Raw genomic sequence first — 13,706 nt, forward strand, 5'->3', positions numbered from 1 at the left:
GGGAACCTCCGGGTGTGGGGTGGCGGGTGGGGGCGCGGATCGGTGCACGCGCCCCCACCCGCCGTTCGGGGTCAGGCGGCTTCGGCCTGAACGGTGGTGCGGCTCTTCATCAGCGGCTGGATGCGGGTGCCGAAGTTCTCGATGCCCTCGACGAAGTCGTCGAAGGTGAGCATGATGCCCTTGATGCCCTCGATCTCGGCGACCTCGTCGAGCATCTTCGCGACGGTCTCGTACGAGCCGACGAGGGTGCCCATGTTGAAGTTCACCGCGCCCTCGGGCAGGGAGATGGTCTTGGCGGTCGAGGCGTCGTCGGCGGTGGCGTCTGCGGCGGACTGGCCGGCCATGTAGCCGAGGGCGGCGAGGTCGGCGTTGTCGTGGTAGTCCTGCCACTTCGCCTGTGCCGCTTCGTCGGTCTCGTCGGCGATGATCATGAACAGCGTCAGGGCGCCGACGTCGCGGCCCGTCTTGTTCGCCGCCTCGACGAGGGTGGCGGTGGCATCGGAGATCGCGGTGGGTGTGTTGATGCCCGTGCCCATGATGAAGTTGTAGTCGGCCATCTCGGAGGCGAATTTCATGCCGCTCTTGGACTGTCCGGCCGCGACGATCGGCACGGCGCCGCCGGTGGGGCTCGGCGAGAGGACGCACTCGTCCATCGTGTAGTGCTCGCCCTTGAAGTTGCTGACGCCGTCGGCCCACAACTGCCGCATGACGGTCACGTACTCGGTGGCCTGCTGGTAGCGGTAGCCGAAGTACTCCTCGCCCGGCCACAGACCCATCTGCGTGTATTCGTTGGGCGCCCAACCGGTCACGATGTTGACGCCGAAGCGGCCGGGGGCGATCGAGTCGATGGTCGACGCCATGCGGGCCACCATGGCCGGCGGCAGGGTGAGGATCGGGGTGGAGGCGAACAGCTTGATCTTCTCGGTCACGGCCGCGAGGCCGGCCATGAGGGTGAACGACTCGAGGTTGTGATCCCAGAACTCGGTCTCGCCGCCGAAGCCCTTGAGCTTGATCATCGACAGGGCGAAGTCGAGGCCGTGCTTCTCGGCCTTCTGCACGATCGTCTTGTTGAGCTCGAACGACGGCATGTACTGCGGGGCGCTCTTGGAGATGAGCCAGCCGTTGTTGCCGATGGGGATGAAGACGCCGATTTCCATGTCGCTCCTGAAGCTGCGGGGATTCGAAGAAGCGGTGGGGCAACACTGCCCTGCTCGCTATGACTTCGAATGTATGCAGGGGTTATTGCCGGATCGGAGCTCACGGGTAACGGACTTGTTGCCCCGGTTAACGATCTTTGACGGACTGCGCACGTTCCAGGTGACCGACCGGGGCCGCACTCCCCCGCTGCACCCATTCCACGGCGAAGTTCCGGTGTACCGGCGCGCCCGCCGCGCCGTCGATCCGCGCGAGCAGCAATTCGGCGGCCGCCGAGGCCATGTCTTCGAGGGGCTGGCGCACCGTCGTAAGGTCGAACATCGACCAGCCCGACGCGTCGAGGTCGTTGTAGCCGACGATCGACACGTCGTCGGGCACGAGCAGACCCAGCCGCTTGGTGGCGTCGAGGGTGCCGTAGGCCATGTAGTCCGTCGCGCAGAACACCGCCGTCGGCCGGTCCGGCCGGCTCAGCAGCTCCATGCCGCCCTCGAAACCGGTCTTCGCATCCACCGCGCCGCGGTGGAGGAGCGTCTCGTCCAGCGGATAACCGTGCCTTTCGAGCCCCTCACGGAAGCCGCTCTCGCGCAGCTTCACGCTCGCGTTCTCCAGGGGGCCGGAGATCAGCCCGATGCGCCGATGCCCCATCTCGATCAGATGATCCGCGACGAGACGTCCCCCGCCGACGTTGTCCGACGTCACCCGATCCACCCGCCCGGCCTGGCTGCCGTCGACGTCGCGATTGAGAATCACCAGCGGGATCTTCCAGTCGATCATCTCCGACACGATCGGCGAGTCCAGCCGCGCAGAGATGAACACGACCCCGTCCACCAGCCCACCCCGCAGCGCCAGGATGTCCTTCTCCAGCGACCCCTCGGTCCGGTCGCTCATCAACAGCACCCGGTAGTCGTGCTGCGCGAACCGGTCCTGCAGCGTGTTCACCAGCGTCGGGTACGACGGATTCCGCAGGTCACCACTGACCACCGCGATCGACGACGACCGCCGCGTGATCAGACTCCGCGCCGTGATGTGCGGGACGTACCCCATCTCCTTCGCCAAGGCCTGGATGCGCTCGCGGGTCTCCTCGATGACACGCGGGTCACCCCGCAGGGCACGCGACACCGTCGACTGCGACACGCCTGCGGCGCGCGCGACGTCGTAGCTGGTGACCGACTTGTTGCCCACAAACGGATTCTAGGTATTCGACGGTCGTAACTGACGGGGCACCGGTGCTCACCGGCGCGACAGGCGACGCTCCGCAGGTCGTTCGCCTCGCGGTAGATGGGACTTGAACTGTCCTACCTTTGACCGACCTCGTCTACCCAGCCGGTGGTGCCGTGAGTCCAGGGGATGCCGTTACGGTGCCGCATCTCGAAGGCGGCAGCGACACATCGACAAGCCATGTCGTAGACGCTTACCCGGCGCCCGGATTGGGGAGTAGCGACAGCAGGTAGCTGAATACACCCTCCCCGCCCACATCAGCACCGACCCCATCCGGACCGAGCTCACCCTCGGCAAGGGGAGCGGGGCAACCGTAGAAGTCCGCGCTTACCGTCGTTGAGCAGTGCAGATTCACCAACTGCAACTAACGAAGCACCAGCTTGAAAGGGTACGCAACCTGGCTCAGTCCGGCGGGTGGAGCTCTGGCGCCTTCGTCAGCCGCCCGCCAGTCGGCCGGCAACCAAACATCCAGAAAACCTGCGACTAGCTGCATCCGTAACGAAACAGGCGGTGGAAGGAATAAGTCTATTGACCAGACGTTCGCTACCCCACCTGCTCGCGAGCATAGGTCGTCGTGTTCCGATGGATAGGTACCAGTGGTGGCCAGGGTGAGGAGAACAGCGTGTCGGGGTCAGGAGGTAACCCGGATACAGCAACGTGGTTGGACGTCTTTCCTTGGCTCGAGTCGACGGCTGATCCTTCCCTAGGACCGTGGTGGAACCAGCCCGCCTCCGGACCGAACGTTTCCAAGCGTCATCGACATATCGAGGCAGTTGCGGAAATCGCCATGTCTCAGCTCTCACGTTGGACGATCGCCCAGTTGTTTCCCACGGCTGGAGCAGGCGTTTCTTTGGACGCCCTGGGCTTTCCGCCACGAGGGTTGAACATGTTCACCAGGCGGGGGTACCGAACGGTCGAAGACATCGCGGGTCTGTCGGTCGAAGAGATCCTCGATTGGAAGAACTTCGGCGCTGCGACAGTTTCCACTGTGCTTCAAATCCTCGCAGATCAGGCCGTGGCGGACGCAGCGGCGCCGGAGAACGACGCCGAGGATGAGAATGTACTTCGCACAGCGCCTGCGCAAAGCGATGTTCAGGAATCCACCGAACTTGTCGTCGATGCATCAATCGTCGACGATCTCCGAGTAGTAGCAGAGTGGCTGGCTCTCGTAGGCCTTCCCGACACGCCGCTGTTCACCCAAACGCTCCCGATCGGGACACCTCAGAACGTTATACGAGCAAGAAAACGGCTGGAAGTAGTAACCAGCACGGGCGTTCTGGGCGCAGATCGGGCTCTGGACGCCGCCGGCATCCTGGATGAATCGATCCGGAAGCTCGACGATCGCGCTGTCGGGATTCTTCGCGATCGGATGTTCGCCGACTCACCACGCACTCTCGATACTATCGGGGCGACGCTGGGAGTGACGCGTGAGAGGGTTCGCCAGATCGAATCCAAGGCACGAAGTGCACTTCTTACCGAACTGAGTCACGCCGGCACTGGCCCCTTGGCGTCGTTGGCCGAAGCTGCGCAGCGCACCATTCACGACGTGTTGCCCCTGGCAGCGCTTCTCGAAGAGATTCCTTCGTTGAAGAACCTCGTCGATTCTGTCCAGCAACCCGCTTGGCGCGTACTCGACCGTCTCGATGATTCGTACGAGATCGAGGACGAATGGTGTGCCTCCCCCACAGTCGAGGCTGCCAGGACCGCAACCGCGACGCAGATCGAAGAGTTCGTCGACAGCTACGGAGTAGCACCGCTGGCATCGCTCGACTTCATAGACATCGAACCAGCGGAGCGCAAGCGGACGATCACTGCCGAATGGCTCAAGTACTGCGGTTACCTGATCGATGGTGACCACTTGTTCACGCGGATACAGTCGGTACAGGACTATGCGGCTTCGATCCTCTCAGTGGTGGGCTCGCCGCTCTCCGCCGATGACATCATCGCCAGATTCACCGTGGAACGCAGTGTCCGGTCCTTGCGAACCGCATTGGCAAAGGACGATCGATTCACTCGGGTCGACCGCGACCGATGGGGACTAACCGAATGGGGTCTGGACACGTACTCCGACATCCGGTCTCTGATCAGGGAGGAGTTGGCCAAGAACGGTGGACGCGTGGCGCTGGATCCACTTGTCGACAAGATCACGAGCAAGTACTCGGTCTCCCGCGGCAGTGTCGTCACGTACGCCTCTTCCGCCCCGTTCGAAACGAACGATGGGATGGTGCAGCTGGCCACAAGTCCTCGTGAAGTACGAAAGACACCGAACCAAACCCGCCGAATGTTCCGCCGCCCCGAAGGGTGGGCGGTGCGGGTAAAGGTCACCAAGGATCACCTCCGAGGAAGCGGATCGGTGGCACCCACCGCAGTCGCTGCGATCCTCGACTTGCAACCGGGACAAACCCTGCAACTCGAGTCGCCACTCGGGCAACAGATGATCGCCTGGACAGGGGTTCAGCCGAGTTTCGGCACGATCCGCCGCTTCTTGTTGGAGCGTGATACAGCCGCCGGGTCCGACGTATTCCTGATCATCAACGATGACAGAACGTTCGCCGTCGAGGAAGCACGCGAACCGATAGGCGAGCCCCTAGCGGACGCCCTCGCTCTTGTCGGCATGACGCCGCAGTCCACTCCCTCCGACAACTACAGGAGTCTCTGCGCCGCAATCGGTCTCCCGGAGTCGTCCGGAATCTCCTCACTCATCGGTGCGTATCGCGAGCGTGGTGACACAGACATCTCCGAGCTCTTGCTTGCCTCACGTAATTCGCTCGAGAGCGTTGAGACCGCTCTACCTGACCCCGAAGTCGAATCCGCGAACGTCGACGACATTCTGGATCTGCTGTGACGAGCCGAGTAACTTCTGGTCTTCGCTCGCTTGACCTCGACGACCGCTATCGCAGCGATCGTGAAGACGTCGTCGCCCGCTTCTACGTTCCGGCCTTCAGTGCGGCCACAACGTACAGCCGTGCCGTTGGGTACTTCACTTCGACGAGTCTCGCCCTCTATGCGCGCGGTATAGAGCGATTCGTGGCGCGCGGCGGTTCGATGCGACTCATCGCATCGCCGCATCTCGACGAAGGTGATATCGCAGATATCTCACATGGCTACTCAGTCCGAGACGTCATTACGCGCGCAACGATTCGTGAACTCGAAGGCATCGAGAATGATCGAGTTCTGGATGGGCTCGGACAGGTCGGTCGTCTTATAGCCGACGGCCATCTCGACATCAAGCTCGCATTCGTGGTCCGGGACGACAGAATCGGCATCTATCACGAGAAGATCGGTGTGTTCCGCGACGAGTACGGTGACCTCGTCGCGTTCACCGGCAGCAGCAATGAGACTCTGGGTGGTCTCGTGGCGAATTTCGAGTCCATCGAGGTGTACCGCGGTTGGACTGAGAGCGACGGTGCACGTGCACTTCGGCTCGAGTCAGATTTCGAAGACCTCTGGGCAGACCGAACATCGATGCTCAGTGTCGAACCGTTTCCCGATGTCGCTCGGGAGCGTCTCATCGAAATCGGACGTGAACGTCCGACGACGACCCTCCCGGATCGGGAGCATGTCCTCGAAGAACGCCCTCAAGTGGTGCCGAAGCCCAAACGACTCACTCTCCCGCCCGGGTTCCTTCCGCGCGATTATCAGCGTGCCGCTGTCGAGGCATGGTTACGCAATCGGGGCCGCGGTTTCCTAGCCATGGCTACCGGTACGGGAAAGACCAAGACCGCTCTTCTTGCTGCGACTGCCGTCGGGAATGCACTGCGCGACCGGGAGGAACCACTGGTCGTGCTGATCCTTGCTCCGCTGCAGCATCTCGTAGATCAGTGGGTTACCGACGTCGAGGCCTTCGGGATCACACCGATCCCTGTTTACGAATCCAGCAGCAAATGGGTTCCTCGCGTTGAGGACCAGATCGGACAGGCTCGGCTCGGCCAGCGACCGGTCGTCGTGCTGATCGCGACTAATGCCTCGTTCTCCGGGCCCAAGTTTCAGGAAATCCTGGGCCGGCTCACTCTACAACTGATGGTGATTGCTGACGAAGCGCACAATCTCGGGTCCACCCGGTACAACGCCGCCCTACCTGCCAATGCCACCTATCGCCTCGGCCTGTCCGCGACGCCCGAGCGGTGGCACGACGAGATCGGCACGAAAGCACTGTTCGACTATTTCGGTCCAATCGTTTTCGAGCTGGGTCTCGGCGAAGCCATCAATATGGGCGCGCTTTGCCGATACACCTACCATCCGCGCCTGGTTGAGCTCGACGACCAAGAGACCGAGCTCTACACCGAGCTGACAGCGAAGATAGCCCGGTTCATCGCTGCCGGTGACAGTCCGGACGACGCCGATCCGAACTCACCGCTCGGTTTCCTACTGCGTGAGCGTGCAGGCGTGACCGGCCACGCGGCCGGCAAGCTCGCAGCACTGCGCGTTGATCTGGAAGCTCACCGCCACTCGTGGTTTCAGCTCATCTACTGTGCGGAGGGACGACGCCCGACCCCACCGGGTCAAGACCGAGGTCCGAATCAGTTGGTAGAAGTCATGAGGATGGCGGGAAACGAGCTCGGAATATCTGCGCATCAATACATTTCACAAACCTCGCGTACCGACCGTAAGGTGCTGCTCCGTCGTTTTGGCTCCGGTGACGACCTCCAGGCACTGGTCGCGATGCGATGCCTCGACGAGGGAGTCGACATACCCGACTCCCAGGTCGGCTATCTCCTGGCCAGCAGTAGCAACCCTCGACAGTTCGTCCAGCGACGTGGACGCCTGCTTCGCCGTGCCGAGGGTAAGAACCGGGCAGAGATCTACGACTATCTCGCCGTACCCAAGGCAGGCGCACCGATCAATTTCGAAGTCGAGCGAGCGCTCCTCATTCGGGAGATCGAACGCGCGAACGAGTTCGGCAAGCTCTCCGAAAACTACGGGGAGACACTCGATGCATTGCGTCCGCTCCGCGACCAGTATCACTTGATGGACCTATAGCAGCCATGCTGGAAGGATCAACGATGACCGAAAACACGCGTACCGAGAAGGACGTGATCGGTGCGCTCTCCGACGACGAGCGGGCACTGCTCAAGCGGGTTCTGGAGATCGAGCGCGCCAAGTTGCATCTGAGCGCGTATGACGCGACCGATGACATCCTTGCAGCGGTGAAGGGAATCATTCCGTGAAGCTTAAGTCGATCGCACTCGAAAATTTTCGCCAGTTCGCAGGACGCCAAAGTTTCAGCCTCGACTCAGACGGTACTCGGCCGGTAACGCTCATATTCGGTGCAAACGGATCCGGCAAAACCACCCTCTTGAATGCATTCACATGGGCACTTTATGGTGGGCTGTCCGACGACGTGGAGCAGCAGGAACGCCTCATAACCGACGCTGTTTGGAGGTCGACCACGGTCGGAGAGTCCGTCGACGTGTCGGTCGAAGTCAGTTTTTCTCATGAGGATCGGAGCTATCGGCTCCTCCGTGCAGCCACGCTCCGCAAGGAATCCGATCACCAGCAACCGGCCGTCCCCAATGTGCAGCTCTGGGCGACGACCCCCGATGGGGCGTCGGAGGCGATCAGTGCGCCCCAGGAGATGATCAACACAATCCTGCCGCGAGGAGTCAGTCGCTTCTTCTTCTTCAACGGTGAGCGAATCGAGAACCTCGTCAAGAAGGAGGCCTACACGGAGGTTCGAAACGATATCAAGGTCCTTCTCGATCTCGAGCAGGTCGAGCGTGCCCTCGCCCACCTACCGAAGGTCGATCGTAAGCTCTCGGCAGACCTTCGCAAGTATGGCGGCGAGAGGGCAGGACGGATCCAAGAAGAGATCGACGAGCTCAACGATCGACAGGGCGACGTCACAGAACGTCGAGTTCTCCTCGAACGTGAAGTCGCGTCGCTGAGTGCAGAACACGAACGGGTACTCGAGCTGCTTCGGGAGAATGCCGATGCCGCTCCAATCCAGCAACGACGCGATCAGGTAGAACTAGAGCTCGCTGATGCTCGGCGTGCACACGAAGCAGCAGTGACCGACCGGGCGACTCTCATCGCAACTCGCGGGTTCCTAGCCTTCACAGACGCTCTCGCTTGGGATACAAAAGCGATGGCTGAAGACTTGTACCGGCGTGGGGCGCTTCCTGCTCCACTCAAGCGCGAATTTGTCGACGACCTCCTGGCGAAGAAGACCTGCATTTGCGGAGCCGAACTCACCGAGGGCTCCGCCTCGTGGAAACACGTCCAAGATTGGCGGCATCAGGCCGGTCTCCAGGCCGTTGAGACTGCATGGCAGAAACTCTCGGGCAATATCGACGAACTGGAGTCAACCCGAGCGTCGCTGCGCAGCGACTTGTCAGGGATCGCAAAGCGTATCGGTGATGAGCATGATCGAGTCGACCGACTGATCGCCGAAAAGTCCGAACTAGACGGAAAACTACGCGACAGTAGACATGAGGACGTACAGGGTCTCGAGAGCAAGCATCTCGAGCTACTCGACATGATGCGTGCCAAAGAACAGCAGATCGGCTCAGCGAAGGGCGAGATCGAGCGGCTTGCCAAAGACATCGAAGCAAAGACGCGCGAGCGATCGAAGGCCGAGGTCACGGATGAACTTGCGCTCAAGGCACGTGCCCGACTCGACCTCGTACAGTCAGTGAAAAAGGCGCTCATCGAGATTCTAGAGATTCGTGCAACAGATATGCGAAAGCGACTCGATAAGGAACTCAAAGAGGTTTTCGCCAGTATCACCCACCAGAGCCACGTGCCAACCCTGACAGAGAATTTCGAGTTAACGCTGCACAAGACGGTGAACGGAGTCGAGCTTCCGGTTCCCAAATCTACCGGAGAAAACCAGATCCTCAGTCTCAGCTTCGTTGCCGCTGTGTCGAAACTGGCTCGCGAGATCCGGACGGAGCGCCGCGCCGAGGAACAAACGAGCGTCGATGCCGGGACATACCCCATCGTCATGGACGCCGCATTCGGCTCGTTGGATGAGGACTATCAGGAAGCCGTTGCGCGCGCACTCGCCAAGATGGCACCTCAGCTCGTCGTCCTGGTGAGCAAGAGTCAGGGTATGGGCACGGTGATCACCGAATTGATGCCATACGTCAGCAACTTGGGAGTACTTGAGACTCATACAACGGCCGAAGGCGACATCGCCGACGACATCGAAATTAACGGCATGTCGTACCCGTACATCCGTTCGTCCGACACCGATCGCACTGAGTTGAAGGTAATCCTGTGACCGCTTATGCCGATGTTCGAGCTCGCCGCCCCCACCAACATGAAGGCCTCATGCGAGAGCTTCAACAAGAAGCCAAATTTCCGGCGTTCCGCGACATCTTGCTGTTCGCAGCGGCGGTAGGGTTTGCACAGGGACGACGCGTCCCTTTCACCGATGTTGCAGGAGATCCGATTAGGTACGACACCCTCGTGGGTCCATCTTTTGCTGACACTCTCGTTAGCATGATCGCTGCGAACGAGCTCGGAAATGACCCTGAGATTATGGACGACACCCGCCTTCAGGAACGGGTCGCGATGTTCGAAGAATATGCAAATGGTGGTCTGGAATACATACAGGAACTTGTTAACACGCGAAAGCAGCCCGCGGAAACGGTAGTCCTGGATTTAGTTACGTCCGCACTAACGGATGAACGGCGCCACACAGAGATGGCCGTCGAAGACCTACTTGGTGGAGTTACGTGGTGAATTGAATCAACCTCCGCTGGCCACCTCGTGACGAACGAGACGATCCGAGGAGGCACCCAGGGGACCGTTCCAGATCGACAGAGAACGGTCCCCTTGTAGGCGGAACCAGTCGTTACAGTGCATCTCAGGCGGTTAGGATCAACGATCAGCCATTCCTGCTCGGGGAGCAGGATAGTGGAGGCCTTCGAATTACTCTACCCACACGTCATCCTGAGATGAGCCTGAATCAGCTTGCCAGACCTCAATCCTCAGCGCCTTCCGCCAAAAGCTCCTCAAGGGTCGCGGCTGCTGATTGCGTTTCTTCCGAGTCGTCGACTTCAGAAAGAGATTCGGGGACCCCGTCCTCATCCTTATCGACCGAAAGGATTCCTGCAGGGTCGCCGGATTGACCGATTTTCTCAAACCACGGATCTAGCTCTTCCGCTGCGGTAAGAAACCATTTGTTCAACGCCGTTCGCATGTCCTTCTTAGCGAGTTCGCTGGCCTGCTCCTTCAAATCCAGTCCTGACAAAGTGGGGGCAGTCGACTTCAGTACTTTCAGACGTTCTTCCACGCAATACTCAAGATATAGCGCTCGAGCACGCTCAACAGTAGCCACGACCTTCGCGCGCTCCTGGAACCATCTTGAGAGAGCTGGCCAACCCTCGTTTGAAGAAATTATCTCAAGCCAAAAGTACCTAAAGTAAACCGATCTCGGGGTATCCATATTAGAGATGCGATTTATCGGGTTAGGGGAAGACTTAGCGAAAACTAGCCTTCGATCGTATTGCGTTCCTTGCGCATGCGAAGTCTCGAAATACGAATTACAAGCACGAACAATGTCTCGTGAGAAACTGGGCAGATCCGACGCAATCCAGTCAGGATTGAATTGTTTCCTCAGCTCCCACAGGGACCCCAGCGCTAGAACCAATCCCAACTGGCAGGCATGAGTGTTCATTACTTCAAACGCCTTCTTAGAGCGCTCAACCTTCATCTCGGCGGTCGAACTCAGATATTCACTGGAGCGCAACACATCGAAGTCTGACTTCTTTCGTTCAATAAGGTTCCATGCCTTGATTACGTCATCACTCTTACTACGCGTCGTGGCAGCTTTGTCTTGCCGTATTTCTTCCCGAAAGTGCTCGTAGCTGTCCTTGAGCGTCCAATACACTCCTACCCCACCAAAAAGCGCATCACGAGCAAGTGAAGCAAACGGCTCGATTGCGGTACTCCAGTCATTCTCCATTCTCACCAATGCACTGTTATGCGCTTTGTAGGGCGCGATACCCGAAAGCAAGTTGAGGATCGCAACTCCCCACGTACTGGAAAATTGTTCACTGAGCCGTTCAACATGCCCTAATGGAAAATTTTCGTTGCCGAGCTGACTGCGCCGATATGAAAAATCTCCATCTGAAATTTCCATCGGGAACAGGTTTTCAACCTCTAATTGCTCTCGCATGAAGGAGTCTTTTTCTGCCTTCTTCTCCACGCCTCCGAATTTCTGCGCAACATCTCGCAGGTACTTTGGGTGGCCAAAAACACAGCGTGTCACCGCCATTTTCAAGAGGTTTATATTCGTCAACACCGACCATCGCGCCGGGCGGCTGTTGTTGACATCCGGATTGTCGTATTCAACCGCATACAATGGCAGGAGGTCATCGTCGCGTCCCGCGCGCAATTCGTTCAAGAGACTTCGAGTAAGGACGTTCACTAGTTCCGCATCGGACAGTAGAATTATCCTCGACTCACTCGGAGGTCGCGCCTCCTTGTTTACGTCGACAAAGAGCTGACGGGCTGCTTCATGCGGCTGCGCCTCGGCACCAGTTTTATCTGGGAACCAACAGACGGTGACCGGAACCTCAATCTGACTCAGATCAAGGTCGCCGTTGGGATCGAATTCCCGTAGGTATCTCTCCACTTGCGACTCATAGAAGGACCGATACTTGGCGCCTTCGTTATCCTGCCACGTACGTGAAAGAGTTCGGTCGACAGCAAGCAATGCCATCGCTCGATGTTGTCCATCCAGTACAACAATTTGAGCGGCAGTGCTGTTCCATCTTAATTGCGCCAGATTGACGCTATGCGCTTTACCGTTTTGATCAACAAGCCTACGTACCTGAAATGCATCTCCCGCATCCTGTTGCGCCCAGAACATACCCCCGCTTTCGATAGTCTGGGGATCCTCCAGGTGGGGAAACTTCGACGGACGCTTGTTCCTGAAAGGCAGGAGAACAGCAACGATTGGAGGGAAAAACGCTGGACCGGTCGATCTTGGCTTTAGTAAGTACTTCACAAGATCTGTCGCAACTCTGTGGTCATCGAGGTCGCGCTGCAGCAGCTGATTGAAATTTAGATCCTCCGCAGCCATTACCTCACGAACGGGTCGCAAACTTTTCGTGAGTAGCCGCTCAGGCTCAAGCGAATCGTCACCAAGGCGGGCTTTAGTCATAATATACTGGACTCGTCCAGCTGATGTACTAAACGTACCCCAGGTCCCCTGGACGAGGTCCCGAAATTGGCTGACAGAATACGACGGTAGAACCATTACTGCCTCCCTAGAATTGGCGAGAATAAACGATGAAGAAGCCACTCTGCCGACCTGGCTGTCACGCGTAGGTCCGCGATCGAATTTTCCGATCCATACTTGGCCTCCAGATCGATGACCCATACTTCTAGATGCTCCATGGCGATCCCACGGGCCGCTGCGCGGAGTCCAAATGAATTCGCCTTCGAACGAAGCTCTTCGGCTCCTTCAGGATGGTCGGCCAACCAATCGATACCAGATGTGTATGTTGCGCGATGCTTCTTCAACCGACTTTGAAGATTTTCGGCGACACCGATATATAAAGGGGCGGAGAAAACAGGCGTAATGCCGCTAAGAAGTTCAGCGAGAATTTGACGACTGGATTCGGAGCTTATGGCCGCCTCAAGAGCGTCGCGGTCTTTTTCCAGAATTTCATTTAGAGGATCACCCTTAGCGGAGCTAACCACGGATCGCGGAACACCATGGTCCAATTCTAGAGACCCACTCCAGAGTCCACCGTAAGGGGCCGCACCCTTTAGATTTATGGGCAGGGGTTCGTAATACGAAGCGTAGTGACGAATCAGGTCCAAGAAACTTTCGATAGCAGCATCTTGTCCGTTTTCGGGTCTAGCCATCCAGTCATATTTGCCTGCTCGGAATTTTGCATACCATGCATATATCCCGGGGCCCTCTGGAACGCGATCAACTTCCGACATCCCGAACTTTTGAATCTCTGGACTATCGGCGCCTGAACTGTCCATTGGTCCGCCTCATGTTGGTCAACATCGTGCTGGGGGAGAATGTAACGTACGATCCCAGGCTGGTGCGCGCAGGGTATCTAGCCCCTCGCATACCGAACCGCCGGGCGTGCACCTACCCATGGGAGTACGCGGTGAGGCTGGGCATGAGCAGCGGGCGAGAGCCTACGACCTCGTTTTCCTCAGAGCCAGCACGCAACGCCCTAGTGGATCTAACTGTCACGACCTAATGCCAACATGCCATTCCGTGTAGGCATACTGCCGTGGTCGTTACCCCGATCGTGGTTGTGTGTGCCGGGTTGCTGGCAGGGACACCACGTTGACCAGCGGAACCCCCGTTACGTTGAGGTTTTCTCAGTAACGGCCTGCATGCTCGAACTGGGTGA

The 13,706-nt window shown here is 58.7% G+C and carries 9 protein-coding genes; 5 read left to right on the forward strand and 4 right to left on the reverse strand.

From position 1 onward, the window contains the following. Positions 1-71: 71 nt before the first annotated feature. Entirely contained in the window at positions 72-1,157 is a 1,086-nt protein-coding gene (rutA, locus tag QYS60_RS20085; protein ID WP_050034983.1) for a pyrimidine utilization protein A, read from the reverse strand. Between the two features lie 127 nt (positions 1,158-1,284). Next, the gene (locus tag QYS60_RS20090) at positions 1,285-2,337 is read right to left on the reverse strand and encodes a LacI family DNA-binding transcriptional regulator (protein ID WP_371384079.1); all 1,053 of its coding nucleotides are present in this window, start codon (positions 2,335-2,337) and stop codon (positions 1,285-1,287) included. A gap of 823 nt (positions 2,338-3,160) precedes the next feature. On the opposite strand from QYS60_RS20090, the gene QYS60_RS20095 reads away from it, so the two are divergent. Genes QYS60_RS20095 through QYS60_RS20115 form a run of 5 tightly spaced genes read left to right on the forward strand, consistent with a single transcriptional unit; the run spans position 3,161 to position 10,059 of the window. Further along, the gene (locus QYS60_RS20095) at positions 3,161-5,218 is read left to right on the forward strand and encodes a sigma factor-like helix-turn-helix DNA-binding protein (protein WP_371384081.1); all 2,058 of its coding nucleotides are present in this window, start codon (positions 3,161-3,163) and stop codon (positions 5,216-5,218) included. After that, positions 5,215-7,353: a DEAD/DEAH box helicase family protein gene (locus QYS60_RS20100; RefSeq protein WP_371384083.1), complete on the forward strand. Its 2,139-nt coding sequence runs from the start codon at positions 5,215-5,217 to the stop codon at positions 7,351-7,353. Before QYS60_RS20095 ends, QYS60_RS20100 begins: the two co-directional genes overlap by 4 nt. Positions 7,354-7,376: 23 nt before the next feature. Then, complete coding sequence (locus QYS60_RS20105; protein ID WP_371384085.1) at positions 7,377-7,541, forward strand: hypothetical protein; 165 nt, start codon at positions 7,377-7,379, stop codon at positions 7,539-7,541. Beyond that, complete coding sequence (locus QYS60_RS20110; RefSeq protein ID WP_371384086.1) at positions 7,538-9,595, forward strand: AAA family ATPase; 2,058 nt, start codon at positions 7,538-7,540, stop codon at positions 9,593-9,595. Before QYS60_RS20105 ends, QYS60_RS20110 begins: the two co-directional genes overlap by 4 nt. Continuing rightward, positions 9,592-10,059 carry a DNA phosphorothioation-associated protein 4 gene (locus QYS60_RS20115; RefSeq protein ID WP_371384088.1) on the forward strand — a complete coding sequence of 156 codons (468 nt, stop codon included), beginning with the start codon at positions 9,592-9,594 and terminating at the stop codon, positions 10,057-10,059. The genes QYS60_RS20110 and QYS60_RS20115 overlap by 4 nt, the downstream gene beginning before the upstream one ends. Positions 10,060-10,300: 241 nt before the next feature. On the opposite strand, the gene QYS60_RS20120 is transcribed toward QYS60_RS20115, so the two are convergent. After that, positions 10,301-12,487 carry a hypothetical protein gene (locus tag QYS60_RS20120; RefSeq protein WP_371384090.1) on the reverse strand — a complete coding sequence of 729 codons (2,187 nt, stop codon included), beginning with the start codon at positions 12,485-12,487 and terminating at the stop codon, positions 10,301-10,303. A 95-nt stretch (positions 12,488-12,582) separates the two neighbouring features. Further along, a complete protein-coding gene (locus QYS60_RS20125; protein ID WP_371384092.1) occupies positions 12,583-13,323 on the reverse strand; it encodes a hypothetical protein in 741 nt (246 codons plus the stop codon). Positions 13,324-13,706: the final 383 nt, after the last annotated feature.

It is taken from the genome of Rhodococcus sp. GXMU-t2271 (assembly GCF_041414735.1).
In the GTDB taxonomy this organism is placed as follows: Bacteria; Actinomycetota; Actinomycetes; order Mycobacteriales; family Mycobacteriaceae; genus Rhodococcus; species Rhodococcus indonesiensis.